At 34.6% G+C, this 20,289-nt stretch carries 15 protein-coding genes; 4 read left to right on the forward strand and 11 right to left on the reverse strand.

Features of this window, described 5'->3' with window-relative positions; all coding sequences use genetic code 11:
- Positions 1–215 precede the first annotated feature (215 nt).
- From GR162_RS17550 to GR162_RS17585, 8 genes are all read right to left on the reverse strand, one after another.
- Positions 216–1,838, reverse strand: coding sequence for a UxaA family hydrolase (locus GR162_RS17550; RefSeq protein ID WP_008467667.1), 1,623 nt, complete (start codon positions 1,836–1,838; stop codon positions 216–218).
- 38 nt (positions 1,839–1,876) lie between these two features.
- Positions 1,877–3,325 (reverse strand): tagaturonate reductase, encoded by a 1,449-nt coding sequence (locus tag GR162_RS17555; RefSeq protein WP_160783183.1) that lies wholly within the window; start codon positions 3,323–3,325, stop codon positions 1,877–1,879.
- A gap of 219 nt (positions 3,326–3,544) precedes the next feature.
- On the reverse strand, positions 3,545–4,213 hold the full coding sequence (locus GR162_RS17560; RefSeq protein ID WP_160783184.1) for a bifunctional 4-hydroxy-2-oxoglutarate aldolase/2-dehydro-3-deoxy-phosphogluconate aldolase: 669 nt from the start codon (positions 4,211–4,213) through the stop codon (positions 3,545–3,547).
- A gap of 11 nt (positions 4,214–4,224) precedes the next feature.
- Entirely contained in the window at positions 4,225–5,244 is a 1,020-nt protein-coding gene (locus GR162_RS17565; protein ID WP_160783185.1) for a sugar kinase, read from the reverse strand.
- A gap of 125 nt (positions 5,245–5,369) precedes the next feature.
- Positions 5,370–6,770 carry a glucuronate isomerase gene (gene uxaC / locus GR162_RS17570; RefSeq protein WP_160783186.1) on the reverse strand — a complete coding sequence of 467 codons (1,401 nt, stop codon included), beginning with the start codon at positions 6,768–6,770 and terminating at the stop codon, positions 5,370–5,372.
- A gap of 24 nt (positions 6,771–6,794) precedes the next feature.
- Positions 6,795–7,586 (reverse strand): gluconate 5-dehydrogenase, encoded by a 792-nt coding sequence (locus GR162_RS17575; protein WP_119791755.1) that lies wholly within the window; start codon positions 7,584–7,586, stop codon positions 6,795–6,797.
- 1 nt (position 7,587) lies between these two features.
- Positions 7,588–8,427, reverse strand: coding sequence for a 5-dehydro-4-deoxy-D-glucuronate isomerase (gene kduI / locus GR162_RS17580; protein WP_119791757.1), 840 nt, complete (start codon positions 8,425–8,427; stop codon positions 7,588–7,590).
- 96 nt (positions 8,428–8,523) lie between these two features.
- Positions 8,524–10,116: an MFS transporter gene (locus tag GR162_RS17585; protein WP_066034231.1), complete on the reverse strand. Its 1,593-nt coding sequence runs from the start codon at positions 10,114–10,116 to the stop codon at positions 8,524–8,526.
- A 408-nt stretch (positions 10,117–10,524) separates the two neighbouring features.
- On the opposite strand from GR162_RS17585, the gene GR162_RS17590 reads away from it, so the two are divergent.
- Positions 10,525–11,463, forward strand: a complete 939-nt coding sequence (locus tag GR162_RS17590) for an alpha/beta hydrolase (protein WP_160783187.1) — start codon at positions 10,525–10,527, stop codon at positions 11,461–11,463.
- Between the two features lie 82 nt (positions 11,464–11,545).
- Here the strand turns inward: GR162_RS17590 and GR162_RS17595 are convergent, their stop codons facing one another.
- From GR162_RS17595 to GR162_RS17605, 3 genes are all read right to left on the reverse strand, one after another.
- On the reverse strand, positions 11,546–12,982 hold the full coding sequence (locus GR162_RS17595) for a PepSY domain-containing protein (RefSeq protein ID WP_202393963.1): 1,437 nt from the start codon (positions 12,980–12,982) through the stop codon (positions 11,546–11,548).
- Positions 12,983–13,054: 72 nt separating this feature from the next.
- Complete coding sequence (locus GR162_RS17600; protein WP_160783188.1) at positions 13,055–14,287, reverse strand: DUF4374 domain-containing protein; 1,233 nt, start codon at positions 14,285–14,287, stop codon at positions 13,055–13,057.
- 26 nt (positions 14,288–14,313) lie between these two features.
- Entirely contained in the window at positions 14,314–16,704 is a 2,391-nt protein-coding gene (locus GR162_RS17605) for a TonB-dependent receptor (RefSeq protein WP_160783189.1), read from the reverse strand.
- Between the two features lie 107 nt (positions 16,705–16,811).
- On the opposite strand from GR162_RS17605, the gene GR162_RS17610 reads away from it, so the two are divergent.
- The 3 genes from GR162_RS17610 to GR162_RS17620 all read left to right on the forward strand — a co-directional run bounded on the left by GR162_RS17610 (position 16,812) and on the right by GR162_RS17620 (position 20,181).
- A complete protein-coding gene (locus GR162_RS17610) occupies positions 16,812–17,843 on the forward strand; it encodes an AraC family transcriptional regulator (RefSeq protein WP_160783190.1) in 1,032 nt (343 codons plus the stop codon).
- A 1,109-nt stretch (positions 17,844–18,952) separates the two neighbouring features.
- Positions 18,953–19,267, forward strand: coding sequence for a hypothetical protein (locus GR162_RS17615; RefSeq protein ID WP_008467688.1), 315 nt, complete (start codon positions 18,953–18,955; stop codon positions 19,265–19,267).
- 224 nt (positions 19,268–19,491) lie between these two features.
- On the forward strand, positions 19,492–20,181 hold the full coding sequence (locus GR162_RS17620) for a hydrolase (protein WP_008467690.1): 690 nt from the start codon (positions 19,492–19,494) through the stop codon (positions 20,179–20,181).
- Positions 20,182–20,289 lie beyond the last annotated feature (108 nt).

The following is a 20,289-nucleotide window of genomic DNA, read 5'->3' on the forward strand; positions in this document are numbered from 1 at the left end:
ATGGGCTTTTTTTTGCAAGCTCCTCTGGAGCTTTATGTTGTAGCCGTTAACCTTTTGCTATAATATTTCGCTTCTCCGAGGCTTTCTCTAAAAACAAGAGACAAACTACTGTACATCTCTATAGATAAACCTAACACAAAAAAAGACGCACCATATTGTGCGTCTTCTATATAAACCTTTGTCACTTTGTCCTTAGAACCTTAGCACCTAAAAAACTACAATGACACCCCTCTTTTCCAAGGAATAAAATCGTTTTGATTCAAAATAGCTGCTTTTGTTTTAATGTTACCACTGGCAACGTCAATAATGAATTCTAACATTTCGTCAGCCATCTCATCAATAGTTTTTTCACCTGTAATAATTCCACCAGTATCAATATCAATAATGTCAGACATTTTGTTTGCTAACTGTGTGTTTGATGAAATCTTTACAACTGGAGCAATCGGGTTTCCTGTTGGAGTTCCTAAACCTGTTGTAAACAATACCATATTGGCTCCAGAACCTACCATTGCAGTAGTACATTCTACGTCATTTCCTGGTGTACATAACAATGTAAAACCTGGTTCGCTAATATATTCTCCATAATCGTAAACGCCTGTAATAGGCGATGTTCCACCTTTTTTAGCAGCACCAGCCGATTTCATAGCATCTGTAATCAAACCGTCTTTAATGTTACCTGGAGAAGGATTCATATCAAATCCTGAACCTGCATCCACAACTGTTTTTTCGTACCATTGCATTAAATCTAAGAAACGTTTTCCGTCCTTATCATCTATACAACGATTTACTAATTCCTGTTCTACTCCACATAATTCAGGAAATTCAGAAAGAATTGTAGTTCCTCCCAAAGCAACTAAATGATCTGATAACACTCCCAATGTTGGGTTTGCAGAAATTCCAGAGAATCCGTCAGATCCACCGCACTCTAAACCAATTCTTAGTTTAGATAATGGAGCTGGCTCTCTCTTAATTTCGTTTGCTTTTTTAATCGCTTCGAAAGTGTCTTTTACCACACTGCTTAACATCGTTTCAATTGTCCCGATAGACTGCTGATCGTAAATTAAAACAGGTTTTTTACTGTTTGGATTAATCGCATCTAAAGCTTCTTTGAAAATTGAAATCTGAAGATTTTGACATCCTAAACTCAACACAGTTGCTCCAGCCACGTTTGGATTATTTACATAACCAGCCAAAAGTTTAGCTAAACTATGAGAATCCTGACGAATTCCACCACAACCTCCTTGGTGCGTGATGAATTTAACTTCAATATTATTGAACAAGTTTGCATCGTTTGAAGCTTCTTGATTTCCCGCTCCACCTGTTTCTGATTTTACCAAAGAACGCAACAATAATTGGTAATCGTTTTCTTTTGGTTTCATCAATTCTTTCTCAAAAATATCTTTTAAGATTTCGATGTTTCTATTTTCACAAAAAACTAATGGAAAAAACAACCATACATTTTCTGTTCCAACCTGTCCATCTTCTCTATGATAGCCCTGCCACGTTCTGTCTTTCCATTTATCAACATTAGGAGCTGTCCAGCCAATGGTTTCCGTTTTACCAGTAACTTTATCACTTTCGTGTTTTACGTTAGCAGTAGAAAGCAATCCGCCTTTTTCAATTCTTGCACTTGCTTTTCCAACCAAAACACCGTACATAATGATTCTATCCCCTACATTAAAAGGAACCATTGCAATCTTATGTTTCATTTTTACATCAGACTCTACTGTAATTGATTGTCCTTCAAAATCAATCACTTCGCCTGCAGTAAGATCCACCAAAGCAACCGCAACATTGTCGGTCGGGTGAACTTTTATTAATTTTTTCTGCGTTGCCATAATTAACCTTTGTTCTTTGTTCTTTTTGTTGTGTTTTCTTATTTTATTCTTTCTTGAAACTTAGCAAAACCAGCTTCAATTCCGTTTGAATCTATTTCTTCCAAAGCAATTGTGATTGCTCTTGTTAAACCAGGAATTTCTGTTAAATCCTCATCCCAGAAATTTTTGTTTTGCAATGTCAAACGAGCAATTTTTTCGTAATCGTCAGACTTCCAAAGTCCGTTGAAGAATGTTGTAATGTCTTCGCTATCGTTAACCGGTAAATCTTGTCCGTTCCAAGTTCCTTTGTAGAAACGAATTAAAGCTGCAAAAGCAAAAGTCAAATGAACCGGAAGTTTTCCGTGAACATCTACATATCCTGTTAAACTTGGCAATACGCGAACTTTAAATTTAGAAATCGAGTTTAAAGCGATTGAAGACAATAAATGCTTGATGAATGGATTTCTGAAACGGTCTAAAATCTCTTCTGAGAAACTCGCCAATTCTGCTTTATCCATGTTTAAAGTTTCATTGATTTCTTCAAACAAAGCTTTATTGATAAAATCTCCTGTAAACGGATTATCTACAGTTTCTTTTACTGTTTCGTTTCCGTAAAGCAACGAGAATGGCACCATTGCAGTATGTGCTCCGTTAAGGATTCTCACTTTACGAGTTCTGTACGGCTGCATATCAGAAATGATTTTTACATCTAAATCTGTTTTGTCAAACGGCAATTTTGCTTTCAATTTATCATCACCTTCGATAACCCATAAAAAGAAAGTTTCTGCACTTACAATCAAATCATCTTTGTAATCTAATTGTGCATTGTATTCTTCAATTTGATCTTTCGGATAACCTGGAACAATTCTGTCAACCAATGTATTATGCCAAGAACAGCTGTTGGTTAACCAAGCCTCAAATTCTGCTCCTAATTTCCAGTCAGCACTATATTTGAAAACAATTTCTTTTAAAGTATCAGAGTTGTAATTGATTAATTCGCAAGGAATAATGGTCAATCCTTTATCTGCAACACCATTAAAATGTTTGAATCTTTCGTGAAGTAAAACAGTTAGTTTTGCAGGGAAAGAAACCGGTGGCTGCATGGTTGGCAAATCTGAAGCGATATATTCGATACCCGCTTCAGTTGTATTAGAAATAATAAAAGCTAACTCTTCTTCTTTAGCCAAAGCTAAATAATCTTGAAAAGAAGCATACGGATCAATTGCTTTTACAATATTAGTAATCAATTCTTTTTCCTGAATTTCCTCACCTTTTTTAACTCCTTTCATAAACAAAGTATACAATCCGTCCTGCGCATTGATCATGTTTACCAAACCTTTGTCAATTGGCTGCACCACTGCAATACCAGCATTAAAATCAGCATTTTGATTCAATTTCTGAATGGCATATTCAACAAAAGCTCTCAAGAAGTTTCCTTCTCCAAATTGCACGATTTTAATTGGAAGTTTTTCTGTAAGTCCTGCGTTTGATCTGTTTATTTTTTCCATTTTGATTTACTTCTTTAATCTGTTATAAATAACCATTTATAACCTTAACTCTCTATTTCTGCCTTTAAAATTGCAAAAGAAACATTACACCCGATTGGATAAAATAAAGCCGGCTGTGAGGAATGGCTAGCTAAATTTTTCAAGCGTAATGTTCAATTACAATCTCTAAAAATCTAAAAAACTTATAAAATAAGGAGTCAGGCATGATTACCCCTTAATCTATTTTCTAATATCTTTTATAATGTCAAGAACCTGTTTTACTTTTGCACTTAAACCATCGAAGTCTTTCTGGTCTAATATATCTTTTGAAATTAATTGCGAACCTAAACCAACACACGTTGCTCCTGCATTCAGCCATGAACTTAAACTTTCTTTTGTTGGATAAACTCCTCCTGTCGGCATAATATTCGTCCAAGGGCACGGACCTTTTATGGCTTTAATAAATTCTGGTCCGTAAGTATCAGCTGGAAATAATTTCACAATTTCACAGCCTAATTCTTCTGCTCTTGCTATTTCTGTCAAAGTACCGCAACCTGGTGACCAAAGCACTTTTCTGCGATTACAAGCTATAGCTATATCTTCTCTAAAAACTGGAGTCACAATAAAATTTGCTCCTAAACTCATATACAAAGAAGCCGAAGCCGCGTCTGTAATAGAACCTACTCCTAAAATCATTCCTGGAAGTTCTGCTAAAGCATATTTATTTAAAGCACCGAAAACTTCATGAGCAAAATCGCCTCTGCTCGTAAATTCCATTAATCTGGAACCTCCATCATAACACGCTTTTAAAACTTTTTTACTTAGTTCGATATCAGAATGAAAAAACAACGGGACCATCCCGTTTTCTTTCATGGTCTGAGCTACTTCAATTCGTGAATATTTTGCCATTTTTATATTTCTTATCTTGATACTAATGCAGAACCATCACCATCAATCATATTTTCAACTTCTTTTAAGGTAACCAAGTTGTAATCTCCAGCAATTGTATGTTTTAAACAACAAGCTGCAACTGCAAAATCTAAAGCTCTTTGGTTATTATTGTATTCCAACAAACCGTAGATTAATCCGCCCATAAAGGCATCTCCACTTCCAACGCGGTCTACAACTGGCGTAACTTCTTTAACTGCTGCACTGTAAATCGCTTTTCCGTCATATAAAATTCCGCCAATTCTTTGATGCGAAGCGCTAACAGAATAACGCAGTGTTGTTGCTGCCACTTTCAGACTCGGAATCAATTCGAACAATTTATCATATACCGCTGGAAGTGATTTTTCATCCTGATAATTCGGATTCACTTTTGGAATTCCCAACATGAAATACGCTGTATCAATATCTCCTAAAATTACATTGCTATATTTCAGCATTTCTGGCATAACCTCGCTCGGAGTTTTTCCATATTGCCAAAGTTTTGATCTATAGTTTAAATCGCATGAAATTTTAATTCCTTTTTTGTGAGCGACTTTAATTGCTTCTAAACAAGCTTCGCCCGCACTTTCTGAAATTGCTGGCGTAATGCCGCTCCAGTGAAACCATTCTGCACCTTCCAAAACCTTTTCCCAGTCCACCTGCCCTTTTTGTATAGTCGACATGGCGCTGTGAGCACGATCATATACTACATTGCTTCCGCGCGTTCCTGCACCTGTTTCTAAGAAATAAATTCCTAAACGTTCTCCTCCATAAACAATGTTTTTAGATTCAACATTCATTTTTCTGATTTCTTTCAATGCAGAAAAACCAATTTCATTTTCAGGCAGTCTGGTAACAAATTCAGCATTTACACCATAATTTGCCAAAGAAACACATACGTTAAATTCACCGCCACCATAAGTAGCACCAAATGCTATAGATTGCGAAAAACGCAAATGTCTTTCTGTTGATAAACGCAACATGATTTCTCCAAATGCAACTACTCTACTCATACTATCTTTTTTATATTTTACCATTAAGAGATTATGAAAATTAAGCTTAACTTATCTTTATTATTTAAGTAACTACTTATTAGAGCAAAAACTTAATTTTCTTAATGTCTGAATGGTTAGAAAAATTAAAACTTAAAATATTCTTTAGCGTTGTTGTATGAAATATCAGAAACTAATTTTCCGATCCATTCCATATCGTTTGGAAGTTCGCCACGTTTGATTTCGTCTCCCAAAAGATTACACAAAATACGTCTGAAATATTCGTGTCTCGGGAAAGACAAGAAACTTCTAGAATCTGTCAGCATTCCAACAAAACAGCTAATTAAGCCCATGTTTGAAAGTGCATTCAATTGTTTTGTCATTCCATCTTTCTGATCCAAAAACCACCATCCTGAACCAAATTGCACCTTTCCGCGAACGCTTCCGTCGTTGAAATTTCCAATCATCGTTGCCATAACTTCGTTATCAGCAGGATTTAGGTTGTAGATAATCGTTTTGGTCAATTTATCTTTACTGTCTAAAGCATTTAAGAAAGCAGATAATTTTTGTGCTTGAGGATAATCTCCAATAGAATCCCACCCTGTATCTGGGCCTAAGATTCTGTGCATACGAGCGTTGTTGTTACGCAATGCACCTAAGTGAAATTGCTGTACCCATCCAAACTCATGATAGGTTTCTGATAAGAAAACTAAAATGGCACTATGGAATTTTAAAACCTCTTCTGGAGACAACTCTCCATTTTCTCTTTTCTTTTTGAAAATCGCATTGATTTCACTTTCTGTAAAGTTTTCAAAATCAATTTGATTCAATCCATGATCACTTAATTTACATCCGTTTGCATTAAAGAATTCGATTCTTTTTCGTAAAGCAGACTGTAAATCAGCATACGTGTTAATTGCAATACCGGACACATCCCCTAATGTGTCCAGATATGCATTATAACCATCATTAGAAATTAAGATGGCTTTATCAGGTCTGAAAGCCGTACTCATTTTAATTCCAGTCGAATTATTTGCGAATTTTTGGTGAAATTCTAAAGAGTCGATTGGATCTTCTGTAGTACAAACCAATTCAGCGTTTACTTTTTTAAGAAGATTTTGCGTGCTGTACGCCTGAGAATTTATTTTCTCAGAAGTTTCTATATAAATTTTCTCAGCCGACTTTTCATTCAATAAATCATAAATATCAAAATAACGAGCCAATTCTAAATGCGTCCAGTGATACAACGGATTACGCATAGTGTACGGAACAGTTTTTCCCCAGTTTAAGAATTTATCTTTATCTGAACCATTTCCTGTTACAAACTGCTCGTTGATTCCCAAAGTACGCATTGCACGCCATTTGTAGTGGTCACCATTGATCCAAACTTGAGTAATATTTTCAAAGATTTTATCTTCGGCAATAAACTGCGGATTTAAGTGATTGTGGTAGTCAATAATAGGCTGATTCTTAGAGTAATTGTGATATAACTCTTCAGCATATTTATTTTCTAATAAAAAATTATCGTTAATGAAAGTCTGGCTCATATCTTTTTAAATATAATTTGAAAATTATTCTTCGTTTGAAGGTTTTCCGATTGTGGCAAGGATTCCACCATCTACATATAAAATGTGACCGTTTACAAAATCACTTGCTTTGGAAGATAAAAATATTGCTGCTCCGGCCAAATCGCTTGGATCTCCCCATTTTGCTGCAGGAGTTCTGCTAATGATAAAATCATTAAACGGATGACCGTCAACTCTAATAGGTTTGGTTTGCTCTGTGGCAAAATATCCAGGACCAATTCCGTTGATCTGAACATTGTATTTTGCCCATTCTGTTGCCATGTTTTTCGTCAGCATTTTCAAGCCTCCTTTTGCAGCAGCGTAAGCAGAAACTGTATTTCTTCCTAATTCGCTCATCATAGAGCAAATGTTAATGATTTTTCCTTGTCTTCTTTCAATCATTCCTTTTGCTACATGCTTAGAAACAATAAACGGACTTACAAGATCAATATCGACTACTTCTCTGAAATCTGAAACTTCCATATCCAGAAGCGGAATTCTTTTAATAATTCCAGCGTTATTGATTAAGATATCGATTGGCCCAACTTCGCTTTGAATTTTAGCAACAGCTTCTTTTACTTCTTGTTCTTCTGTTACATTAAATTTGTAGCCTACTGCATTGATTCCTTCGCCTTTTAATTCTGCTACAGCATTATCAATTTTTTCCTGAGAAGAATTTCCGTTTACCACAATTGTAGCACCTGCCTGACCTAATCCTTTTGCCATTGCCATTCCCAGTCCGTGCGTGCTTCCTGTGATAAGGGCAACTTTTCCTTTTATATCAAATAAATTTGTCATTTTATCTTAAATCAGTGATTTTACAAACATCCATATCTCCGTAATCTAAGTTTTCACCGGCCATTCCCCAGATAAATGTATAGTTGCTAGTACCAGAACCTGAGTGAATAGACCAAGGCGGAGAAATTACTGCCTGATGATTGTTCATCCAAATATGTCGTGTTTCCTGCGGTTGTCCCATAAAGTGACAAACTGCCTGATCTTGTGGAATATCCAAATAGAAATACACTTCCATTCTACGATCATGTACGTGAGCTGGCATGGTATTCCAAACACTTCCTGGTTTCAATTCTGTCATTCCCATCTGCAATTGGCAAGTTGTTACCACGCTTCCAATAATCATTTGGTTTACGGTACGGTGATTTGCCGTTTCCATTGTTCCCAACTGCAATTTATTAGCTTCAGCTAAGCTTACTTTTTTGGTTGGATAACTAGTGTGCGCTGGTGCAGAGTTTAAATAGAACTTCGCAGGATTGTTTTTGTCATCGCTTTTAAAAACTACTTCTTTATTTCCTGCTCCGATGTATAGAGCATCTTTAAAACCTAACTCATAAGTTGTTCCTTCTACTACCACAGAACCGCTTCCGCCAACATTGATAATTCCTAATTCTCTACGCTCCAAAAAATATGGCGCTTTTAAAGGATCGATTGTTTCTAAAACTAAATCTCCTTTTACCGGAACTGCAGAACCTGCAATGTATCTGTCATAATGCGAATAAACCAAAACCACTTCATCTTCCTGCATTAAATCATCAATTAAGAATTCTTCTCTCAATTGCTGCGTATCATATTTTTTTACAGCTTCTGGGCTTGACGCGTATCTTGAACTATATTTTGTCATAATTTAAATAATGTAATCGATTGCACAAAATTAATTTTTTAAATGGAATAACCATAATTGAAATGAAAAAAATATTTCAATTTTGTGTGCTTCTCTTTATAAATCAGTTATTGGACTATATTTAGGAACCAAAGTTTTCATAACAATCCAACCTGTTAAGTAGCAAACGGCACAAATAGAGAAAATAATCATATATCCAGAGTTTATACCATCAACAACCGTCTCCCCAGATTTTGATAATAATTTCAAAAACTCGGCTAAATTCGCAACACCTCTCTCTTTTAAAAATGCTTTCTCAGTTTCTGGATTTAAAAATTGTGGATATTTTGCTAATAAAGATTGCCCGTCTACCAAGCTCCAGTTTCGCTGGGTAAAATCAAACAAAACACCTGATCCCTTATTAATTATAGTTGAACCAACTCCACCTGCTAAACCTCCGATTCCTGTAATAGTTGCAATTGCTTTTTTAGGAAACATATCTCCTACTGTTGTAAAGATGTTTGCCGACCAAGATTGGTGCGCTGCACCTGCAATTCCGATGATGATTACTGGAACCCAGTAACTAATATATCCTAATGGCTGCGCTATTAAAGCTAACAATGGGAAAAAAGCAAAAATTAACATCGCTCTCATTCTTCCTTCATACGGATTCATTCCTTTTTTCTCTACGAAATAAGTCGGCAGCCATCCTCCAATAATAGACAATAAGGTAATCATATACAGCACAAACAATGGCAATGCCGCTTCTGTTGAATCCATTCCGTAAACCGAACTTAAATACGCTGGAGTCCAGAATAAGAAAAACCACCACACACCGTCTGTCATAAATTTACCAAATGCAAAAGCCCAAGTTTGTTTGTATTTAAAACAATCTGCTAAAGACACTTTACCTCCAGCTTCTGGTTTAAAACCGATTTTACTGTCTTCAATATCATCTTGCTGAATATAAGCCAATTCTTCTGGTGTAACTTTCGAATGTCTTTCTGGTTTATCGTACATAAACATCCAGAATCCCATCCATACAAATCCCAAAGCTCCAATAATGATAAATGACATTTCCCAACCGAAGTATTTTGCAATAAAAGGAATTGTAACCGGAGCCGCCAAAGCTCCTACTGTAGCACCTGCATTAAAAATACTGGTTGCAAAGGCTCTGTCTTTTTTAGGAAAATATTCTGCAGTTGTTTTAATTGCTGCAGGGAAATTTCCTGCTTCTCCAACTGCTAAAACGAAACGCGCAAAAATAAATAAAGCCACACTTACATTGATTACCAACGCTGTATCGCTTATTGTACTGATTATCTCTTTTGAACCATGAAAACTCACAAACCATTCTCCCGCAATAATTCCTGAAGTTGCAATTCCGCAGAAAGCGTGAAGACAAGCTCCAACAGACCAAATTCCAATTGCCCAAAGAAATCCTTTTTTAGTATCTAACCAATCTACAAATCTGCCTGCAAATAATAATGAAACTGCATAGAAAATAGAAAATAAAGCAGTGATATTTCCATAATCGTTATTGGTCCAGTGAAACTCTGGCGCAATAAAATCACTCCAGGTTAAAGAAAGTACTTGTCTGTCCAAATAATTAATTGTAGTTGCAAAAAATAATAATGCACAAATACTCCAACGGTATTTCCCTGTGGTTTTGAGACTCTGATTTACTGCAACGGTTTCGGTTTGATTCATAGTAAGTGGGTATTATAGTTTTATAATTTTTGGCAATCTTAAAAGACTATATTTACTGCTTTCCAAAAATAGCATAATCAATAAATTAACACCTTCAAAGAAAAACAATGTAATCGATTGCACAAATATAGTTTTTAATCTGTACAATCCAAATAATATTGTGTAAAAAAATAATTTAGTTCGTTAAAATAAACATATTATATAAAAAAAGGAATACAAAATTACACATTAAACAATATATTTGTTAAAAGCCAATAGGTGAAATTTATACTTTTGTTGGGGTAAAATTGTCCCAAAAGCCAACTTTAAGCAAACCAATTTTATGTATTTTTAAATTCTTCTGTTTATCGGTTGCATTTTCAAATACAAAAACATAAATATTTACAAAACAAATAATTACAATTTAAAGTGAAACACACCAAAACACAATCTTTAAGAACAATTACCTTGAGTTTTCTCCTTTTTTCTGGATTATTTTCTATAAGGGCCCAAAATCAGACTATACCGCTTTGGAACAAAATCCCTGATGAAATAAAAGCAACCGATTACAAAGAAAAAGAAATCTTAAAAGACGGAAAATTGCAGAGCACAAGCCAAGTTTCTGTACCCACTTTGAGTATTTTTATTCCGAAAGAAGTAAAGCCAAATCAAACTGCTGTGGTAATTTGCCCGGGAGGCGGTTACACGCATTTAGCATTTGAAAAAGAAGGAACAAAAGTGGCAGAATGGTTCAATAGTATTGGTATTGCCGCTTTTGTTTTGAAATATAGAATGCCAACCGATCTCACTATGAAAAATAAAAGTGTTGGACCACTGCAAGATGCTCAGGAGGCTATTCGTTACGTGAGACAAAATGCAGCAAAATGGAATATTGATCCCAACAAAATTGGAATTTTAGGTTTTTCCGCGGGAGGTCATTTGGCTTCGACTGCTTCAACTCATTATGATAATAAGGTGTATGAATCGGCATACAAAGTAAGTGCGCGTCCTGATTTTTCTCTTTTGATTTATCCTGTAATCTCAATGGAAAACGAAATCACGCATAAAGGCTCTCAAACCAATTTGCTTGGAAATAATCCTTCAAAAGAGTTAATAGATTCTTTTTCGAACGAAAAGAAAGTCACTTCTAAAACCCCGCCCACTTTCTTAATTCATGCTACAGATGATACAGTCGTAATTCCAGAAAACAGTATTAATTATTATTTGGCATTAAAGAAAAATGGCGTTTCAGCTGAGATGCATGTATATGAAAAAGGTGGCCACGGATTTGGATTGGGAGTTGCTGATACTAGTAAATTTTGGACTAGAGATTGCGAAGAATGGCTTAAATCAAACGGATATAATTAAAAAAATAAAGGCAAAACTTTTAAAAGTTTTGCCTTTTATCAAAAAAAAACAAAAAGGAATTAAAAAACTAATTTTAATATGTTTAAACAGCAACTTCTTGTTCTGTTGTATTTTTCACTTTAGGAACGGAAATTGCTTTAGTTGCCACTTTTGATTTTGCAGCAGGTTTCTTTTTGCCAAATTTCTGTTTTCCCCACCAGATAATAAATCCTGTAATAGGCAAACTGGCAGAAATCAAACTAGCCAAAAATGCAATAATTTTCCCTGTAAGTCCAAGAACACTTCCTACGTGAATGTCATAATTCATACGTCTGATTTTGTCTGGAATATTGGCTTCAATATATTTTCCTGAAAAAGGGGTTTTAATCGAAATTTCTTTCAAAGTCTGCTGATCAAAACTATATCGGTCCATATTATAAAAGGTATGTCTCTGTTTATAAACAAAAGCACCAATCGGATCTGCAGGTTTCGCAGGAATACTGATCATAATTCCGGCTGCCTGAGGATTTTCTTTTTTTAGATTCATTAAAACTTTATCGGCTGTTGTAATATTAAATGCTGTTACGTGGGTGATATCAGATTTTGGAGATTCACGATTCTCAACCAAAGGTTTTCCTCCAGATGTTACCCAATATAAAGATTTGCTCCACCATCCGAAACTCCAAACTAAGCCTGTTACGGCAATAAAAAACAGAAAAATGCAGCTGTAAAAACCAAATACATTGTGCATGTCATAATTGACACGTTTAAAGCTGGCATCCCATTTAATTTTAAAACTTTTATCAATAATGGACTTAATCCATTTTGTGGGCCACCATAAAACAATACCTGAGATCAGCAAAACAACAAAGATTAAAACTGCGACTCCGACAATGGGTCTCCCAATATCATAAGGAAGCCATAAAGCACGATGTCCGTTTAAAATCCATCTGAAAAAATCTGGCGATTCTCCTCTAGTAAAAGTTTTTACATGTAATATATCTCCCGTATACGGATTCATGTAAACACTTATAAAAGTTCCTTGCCTTCTTCCGCCTTTACGCTTTTCGCCCTTTCCTTTTCCTTTTTCTTTTTCGTTGGACTGAGCTTTTAATTCTGATTTTCCTTTTGCATTTTGATTATTAGCAACATCTTTTCTTGCTTTTTTATGCTCTCCTTTCTCATTACGATCTCCCTTTTCACTCTCTTCTTTTTTCTCCACAAAATAACCAACAATAGCCGCTTCATCTTTTCCGCCAAAAGTCACGCTGGTTGCTTTTTTGTCTTTCATTTTTTTATCAGCAATCGAGACTAATTGCGAAGGCAGTAAAAATGCTTCTTTCTGAGGTTTTACAAAACGCCAGTCTTCAATACAATCTTTTATTTCATTTTCAAAAACATAAATACAGCCTGTAAGACTGACAATGACCACAATGATTCCAGATGCTAGACCAAGCCACAAATGCAGCCAAGCCATAATACGCTTAAAAAGCGACTTTTTACTTTTTTTCTTATTATTTGGTTTTGAAGAAGAAAACATAATTGGATAGATAAATAGGATAAATAAAAAAACCGCAAGTACTCATAAAAAAGCACTTACGGTAAAAAAATATTAGTATTTTAATTTTTGGATTGCAGTAATTTGTCCGCCTTCAACTTTCATACCTTTTGTCGCAACGGCTGTTGTACCGTTGATTGAGTAAATCCAGTTTCCGTCAGGAGTATTGATACCTACAATTGCAGAATTTCCGTCTTCTGAAGTAATATTATAACGGCTAGTTACAGAAGTCAATGTTGCAGGCGCATTAGTTACCCATGTAAATGTTTGGTTGTAAACGTCTGCGATTGCCATTTTAACTGCACCATTGTTTTTACCCACATTTCCATACATTAACAATAAGAATTTACCTTTCGAAATATAAGTAGTAGAAGAAATTTTATATCCACCAGATTTTTCCTGAACGTTAAAGAAATAAGATTTGTCAAATTCTGTAGTTCCTTTTTTGATTCTCACAATCGCAGAAGGTTTTGTAGAAGTCATCACAGCGTTGCTAGTAGCAATTGCTCCAGAGAAACCGTAGGCATCTCCATTTTCGTCTTGGAATAATCCGTTTGTGAAATAAGCCCCTAAATAACTGGTACGGTTATCTTTGATTACTTTTTCTAATTTCAATTCTGGGTAATTGTAAACTGCAACCCATGTACTATCTGGATTTGCAGTACCAAAATTGTCTACTCCGTCTCCTTTGATACTCATGTAAGGCATATAGACTTTATCTCCCACCTGAGTCGCCCAAGTAAAGAAAGCTCTTTCTCCGTTTCCGGCCAATTTTTTAGTGTCTTGCTGTGCTTCGCCAGTAATAAGCGATTTTTCAGCGTCGATTTTGTACATAGAAGCGATAGAGGCACCGCTCCTTGGAACTTTAATCGTCAAAATATCTTTGTTTACAGCAGCAAATACGTGTACTGTTTCTGCTTGGAAATCAGATTTTTTAACCAATTTTCCTTCACCGTTTAAATTATAAGTTGTTACAGCTCCTGGATTTCCTTGTCCGTAAAGCAAACTAAAGAAGTTATTTTGCGCTGTAATGTAATAACGATATGTTCCATCCTGCTCCAATCCGTTTCCTGTGGTGGTAATAGAACCTGTAGACACATCATCTGCAGTTAATAAATAATCTGCAATTCCCGCTGCTCCAGTTGTTGCAGTAATAATATATTTCGTTTTTCCTGTATCAGTTCCGCCGCCAGTTTCTCCTCCTGATTTATCTGAATCACTGCTGCAAGAAAAAGCTGTAAAGGCTAAAACAGCTGATAATAAAGCTAATGTTGTACTTTTTTTCATTGTATTATGGTGTTTGTATTAAAAATTTAATTATTTGATTTGCTGAAATAATATCTCAACTTGATGTAAAAAGCTCTGCTAGGTTTTTGTAATGAGAAATTGTCATAAAGCTTGTTGTCAAGAAAGTTTTTGCATTCAAAAGCAATATTGTATTTCCCATTTGCCATGGTATAAACAGCATTTAAATCGTGGCTGAACTGCTGCGGAATTTCTAGTTTACTGTCCTTACTTCCCATACTTGGCCAAGACAAATAATACGTATGGACATAAAGCAGATTATAGCCAACAGACAGATTATTTCCTTTTTTCCAAACATTATTAAAGAACACTGTCGCATCTGCATTTCCAAAAAGGTATGGCATGTTTGGAATTCGGTCATTATAAAAAGGAGACACATAATTTTGATTTGGCTCGTACATTGTTTTGTTCCTAATATTCTGGTACGTTGCGTTGAAACCAGCCGTAAAACGACTTCCATACGAGTATCTAATCTCACCATCGATACCATAATTGGTCACTTTTCCCTGATTGACATTGGTAGTCATCGTCTGATTATTATTCAATGTCGGACGAATAAAATCGACTGCATTTCTATGCAAAAGATTCACATCAAATGATAAAGCATTTTTTTCGCGGAAACTAGTCTGATAACTCGCTCCTAAATTATAGTTGTTGCTTGATTCTGGTTTTAAGGAAAGGTTTCCTTCTAAATTATCATTTACATTACCAAATATTTCCTCTGGAGTTGGCAATCTATAAGTCTTTTCATAAGAAGCCTTTATCTGCAGATTACGTCTCCAGTAATAACTCGTAGCTGCACCGTAACCCGTTGTAGAAGTATGGTCTACATATTTCTGATAGGCAATATCTCCAGCGTTTCCAGACGGATTATAACTTCTTGAATAGGTAGTTTTTAATGAATAATCTTTTAAGAATACAGAAGTGCTCCATTTATCATTATAATCTAATTTATACCCCAATCCTAAAACATTTTTTTGTGTTTTTTTAGGCTGTTTATAAACCAAAGATTCTGGAACCAACTCGTCACTTTCTTTACGATCGAACGTATTAAACGTGTTATTGACCATAAAAGAATGTCTCTCGTTAAGTGAATAAGTTGCATTGGCCGTTGCAATACCATTGTTGTTATAGAACTTACGAAGCGTACGGCTTCTTTCTCCCCCAGCCCCTTCATACTGTTTGTAATCGCCAAACCAATTGTATCTTCTAAAAACGGTATCGATATTCTGTTCGTAACCAAAATTGTAATTCCCCGTTACATTAACATTCAGTCCTTTAGTAAATAAATCTTTAACCTGATATTTTAAAGTTGGCATCACAATGCTTCCTTTTCTATAAATCTGTCCGAACACGCTAACCATTCTGGCACCTGTTTGTATATCGGCTTTATTTTCCCCTCCCGTAAAACCAATCATCAATTTATCGGCATATTTTTTCCCAGTTATTCCGACATTTAAAATCACTGTTTCGTTGCGGTATTTATCATGAAAACGTCGCACTCTCTGATTCGGAAAATAAGCTCCCGTATTTAAATCGGCCACATCAACATTTACCCAATAATCATTATCAGAGTAGTTCTGAAAGGCATTAATTTCTGTAGTAAAACCACTCTTAGCAGTATAACCAGCGTTGATGCTTGAACGATGCGTATTAAAAGATCCGAAAGAATACGAAGCATCTACAAAAGTTCTTGGTTTGCTGTTCGTAACAATGTTTATCGCTCCTCCCAAAGCATCTCCGCCAAGCCAAATTGGCACAACGCCTTTGTACACTTCTACACGATCGGCTAGATTGATCGGAATGTTATTCATTTGAAAAGAAGAACCAAAATTATCCATCGGAACTCCGTCAATAAAAACCTTAATCTGATTTCCTGAGAATCCGTTAATAGAAAGTTCTGATCTTGAACCCACTCCGCCCGCTTCACGGTTGCGAACACCAGAAACACGGTCTAAAGCATGCGATAAATCTAGAGTTGAATTATGAAGTTTTTTAGCATCAATAGCTGTTACACTGTAAGCTTGTTTATTTACCTTGTCAGTTTGCGATCTTCCTAGAACTGTTACACTTTCTAACTCTTGCAATTGGCTGTCCATTGTAATTGAAACCTCTAAATTACCTGAGACTTCAATTTGTTTTTTCTGAACCGCAAATCCCATTGCAGAGATTTTCAGTGTATGTTTTCCTGATGGTACATTTTTTAAAATATAATTTCCGTTTTCATCCGAAATAACACTCAAGCCAGTTTTTTCGATAATGACTGTTGCAAACGGTATTGTTTCTCCAGAATTTTCGACCACCTTGCCAGTTACCGTAAAATCTTGATTTTGCTGGGAAAATGATAAGAACGTAGTTAGAAAAAATAAAGTGGCAAATAAAAATTTTTGAGTCGACATATATTTAATTAGACTAATTATAAATAACTTTGCTGCAAAAATACCATCAACGTCTTGAAAAAAGATAGGGAAAAACGGATTATTATTTTGTAAAAACGGATTATATTTTGAAAATCAAAGCCACACTTTTAACGTCAGAAACGCCAATCATTAAAATTCAAATTGGAGATAACTATTATCCAAAAAGTATTTTAAAAGAAGAAAACATCAACATTCAAAATGGAAATTCTGAAAAAATTATAAGCCGTCATCTCATCACCGAAGGATTAGTTCTCCTTGATACTCAGATGTATTATTCAACTCCTAGAACCGTAATGTTTGAAATCGATGAAGAATCGGTTGTGATGAATTTTATTTATAGCAGTAATGTTGAAACTCATATTGATCAATTGGAAAGTGAAAAGTATTCTAAAAAAAACACGCATAATATTTTTTATACCAATAATTTTAAAGGTTTCTTTACAATACCAGCCCTCACAAACATCAATTACATGTCTATTATTCTTTCCAAAGAATTTTATTATAATATAATTAATGAAGATTGGCAGCTTCATGAGAAATTCTCAAAAAAAATACTCAATAAACAATCTACTTATTTAACCTCAAAATACCTTCCTTTTACACCTGCAATTCAGTGGGTAACATCCGAAATAAAAAACTGTTCTCGCGAAGGCTTATTAAAAAGAATTTATATCGAAAGTAAAATCAAGGAACTTCTTATTCATCAAATTGAGGCTCTAACTCTTAAACCTTTGCAAACCGAAAATATAAACCAAGAAGAATACGGCAAACTTTTGGTAGCCAAAGAAATATTAGAAAACGATTATAGAAATACACCTACTCTACCTGAACTTTCGAGACTTATTTCGTTAAACGAATTCAAGCTCAAAAAAGGTTTTAAAGCTTGTTTTGGAACAACTGTCAAAAGCTATATCATAAAATTGAGAATGGAACATGCTAAAGAATTGTTTCAAAGCAAAACCGCTACGGTAAGCGAAGCGGCCTATAAATGCGGCTACAAAGACGTTTCGCATTTTTCGGCAGCATTTAAAAGCTATTACGGTTTCTCGCCTCAAAAGTTCAAAATCAATACCGATAGTATTCAATTTTGGCTAATTGGCTTTTCATTATTGTGGTAAAAAAAAGGGTCTTAAAATTACGTCCGTCGACTTAATCTTAAAACCCTAAAAAAATTAGACATTAATGTATATTGCAAACTTATATACAAATACCCACGATCAAATGAATATGTCAAAATTTCAATGTAAAAACGTTTCTCCAAAAACAGTTTTTTATAGAAATTAAATGATTCCCAAAAAGGTAAAGGCCATCACCGTTTTCAAATTTCTACAAACCAAAATTAAAATTCGCAAAATAGATAACCTTACGGTTTTCCTCATTGTGTGAAAAAATTAACATTCTTAACTTTAACTTAAAAGCTTAAGTTACTGTACCGCAAAACATTGACAAAATTCTATTTAACGTAAATTTGTCAAATAAAATACTAGTTTCTAAACTAGATGGCCTCTAAAATTATATTTCTTATTCTAGATTAAGAGCTCTCTTTGTCTTCATCGCATACATTTGCAATATAAATTACAAGTTCTATTAAAAACTGAAATCGAAAACAAGAAAACTTAGTATCTGAGCATCTTAGAACTTAAAAAAAATCTTTTCTTATTCTAGATTAAGTTGAAGCAAAATGGCAACTAATACATTTGCAATATAAATTACAAGTTCTGTCAAAAACTGAAATCAAAAACAAGAAGAAAACTCAGTATCTGAGCATCTTAGTGTCTTAGAAACTTAAAAAAATCTTTCTTATTCTAGATTAAGTTGAAGCAAAATGGGAACTAATACATTTGCAATATAAATTACAAGTTCTGTCAAAAACTGAAATCAAAAACAAGAAGAAAATTCAGTATCTGAGCATCTTAGCATCTTGGAAACTTAAAAAAATCTTTTCTTATTCTAGATTAAGTTGAAGCAAAATGGGAACTAATACATTTGCAATATAAATTACAAGTTCTGTCAAAAACTGAAATCAAAAACAAGAAGAAAACTTAGTATCTGAACATCTTAGCATCTTAGAAACTTAAAAAAAATCTTTTCTTGTTCTAGATTAAGTTGAAGCAATAATGAAAGCAATAAATTTGTAAAGTAAAATCACAAGGTCTGTGAAACTGAAGTTCTAAAATAAAAAAACTTAGAATCTTAGTACCTCAGAACCTCAGAAACTAAAAAGAAAATGAAAACACTTGAATTCTTATTACTTGGAAAAAACGAAGCGATTCTGGCCATTTTACTTCGCCTTGTAAATGCTTATGAAGACTGGAATGCAGTCGCATTTAGCAACGAAATAGAAGCTCAGGACTATTTTCAGAATCACAAAATCGACGTTGTGCTATTGAGCTCCGGAATCGAAGACCATGTCGAAAAAGAATTTACTTTATTTTGCTTACAACAACAGCCAGACGTAGAAGTAATTGAACATTTTGGTGGCGGAAGCGGATTATTAAAGTCCGAAATCCTTCATCGATTGCATCTAAAAGGAAAAATTTAGGTACCCTATTTTTCTCTTTTAAAAATTCATTAAAAGCTTAACGAATATCATTTAACGAATATCCAATTTTTAATAACGATATATCGCTAGGATCACTATTGCCTTTTCTGAAAAACCTTTTAAAATCAATACATTACAAACAAGGCATTTATTTTGAATGCAAGACACTGAAAATCAAATACAAAATATTTAAAACCTTTATTTAACAACAAAATCAAATTATCATGAAAAAATTAATCCTTACAGCAGTTTTGTCTTTAGTAACATTTATCGGATTCGCTCAAAAACCAAGTCCGTCACTTTTAGACCCTACAAATCACAGTCTAGTTTTAATAGATTACGAAAGCCAAATGGCATTTGCAGTAAGCAACATTCCAATCGACCAATTGCGCAACAACACTGCTCTAGTAGCTGGGGCTTCAAAAATATTCAAAGTACCGACTATCGTTACAACTGTTGCCGAAAAATCTTTTAGCGGACCTGTTTTTAGAGAAATTGAAGAATTCTACCCACAAAAAACTTCAAACTATATTGACCGTACCACAATGAATACTTGGGAAGACGCTCCTGCACGCAAAGCAATCATTGCAACTGGTAAAAAGAAAATCGTATTTGGCGGTTTATGGACAAGTGTTTGTATTGTTGGACCAGTTTTATCAGCTATCAACGAAGGATATGATGTTTATGTAATTACAGATGCAAGCGGTGACGTTTCTAAAGAAGCTCATGAAATGGCTGTAACTCGTATGGTTCAGGCTGGTGCACATCCTATAACCTCATTGCAATATTTATTAGAATTACAGCGTGACTGGGCTCGTCAGGAAACTTATGTACCTGTAACCGATTTAGTTAAAAAATACGGCGGAGCTTATGGTGTAGGTGTTCAATATGCACACGAAATGTTGAAACACTAATAATTTCAGAAATTAAAAAATTGAGAATTAAAAATTAAAAAAATCTTCTAGATCCGCTAAACCTGCGTGAAAAACTAAAAGTTTGAATCTCTTTTTTAAAGATATTTC

Origin of the sequence: Flavobacterium sp. HBTb2-11-1, from assembly GCF_009826975.1 — a bacterium.
Taxonomy (GTDB): domain Bacteria; phylum Bacteroidota; class Bacteroidia; order Flavobacteriales; family Flavobacteriaceae; genus Flavobacterium.

What these genes read in the sequence shown, in the direction of transcription:
- kduI (WP_119791757.1), bottom strand. Translation starts at nt 8,427, where the DNA reads ATGACAAAATATAGTTCAAGATACGCGTCAAGCCCAGAAGCTGTAAAA.
- uxaC (WP_160783186.1), bottom strand. Translation starts at nt 6,770, where the DNA reads ATGAGCCAGACTTTCATTAACGATAATTTTTTATTAGAAAATAAATAT.
- GR162_RS17585 (WP_066034231.1), bottom strand. Translation starts at nt 10,116, where the DNA reads ATGAATCAAACCGAAACCGTTGCAGTAAATCAGAGTCTCAAAACCACA.
- GR162_RS17560 (WP_160783184.1), bottom strand. Translation starts at nt 4,213, where the DNA reads ATGGCAAAATATTCACGAATTGAAGTAGCTCAGACCATGAAAGAAAAC.
- GR162_RS17565 (WP_160783185.1), bottom strand. Translation starts at nt 5,244, where the DNA reads ATGAGTAGAGTAGTTGCATTTGGAGAAATCATGTTGCGTTTATCAACA.
- GR162_RS17550 (WP_008467667.1), bottom strand. Translation starts at nt 1,838, where the DNA reads ATGGCAACGCAGAAAAAATTAATAAAAGTTCACCCGACCGACAATGTT.
- GR162_RS17615 (WP_008467688.1), top strand. Translation starts at nt 18,953, where the DNA reads ATGAAAACACTTGAATTCTTATTACTTGGAAAAAACGAAGCGATTCTG.
- GR162_RS17555 (WP_160783183.1), bottom strand. Translation starts at nt 3,325, where the DNA reads ATGGAAAAAATAAACAGATCAAACGCAGGACTTACAGAAAAACTTCCA.
- GR162_RS17595 (WP_202393963.1), bottom strand. Translation starts at nt 12,982, where the DNA reads ATGTTTTCTTCTTCAAAACCAAATAATAAGAAAAAAAGTAAAAAGTCG.
- GR162_RS17620 (WP_008467690.1), top strand. Translation starts at nt 19,492, where the DNA reads ATGAAAAAATTAATCCTTACAGCAGTTTTGTCTTTAGTAACATTTATC.
- GR162_RS17575 (WP_119791755.1), bottom strand. Translation starts at nt 7,586, where the DNA reads ATGACAAATTTATTTGATATAAAAGGAAAAGTTGCCCTTATCACAGGA.
- GR162_RS17605 (WP_160783189.1), bottom strand. Translation starts at nt 16,704, where the DNA reads ATGTCGACTCAAAAATTTTTATTTGCCACTTTATTTTTTCTAACTACG.
- GR162_RS17600 (WP_160783188.1), bottom strand. Translation starts at nt 14,287, where the DNA reads ATGAAAAAAAGTACAACATTAGCTTTATTATCAGCTGTTTTAGCCTTT.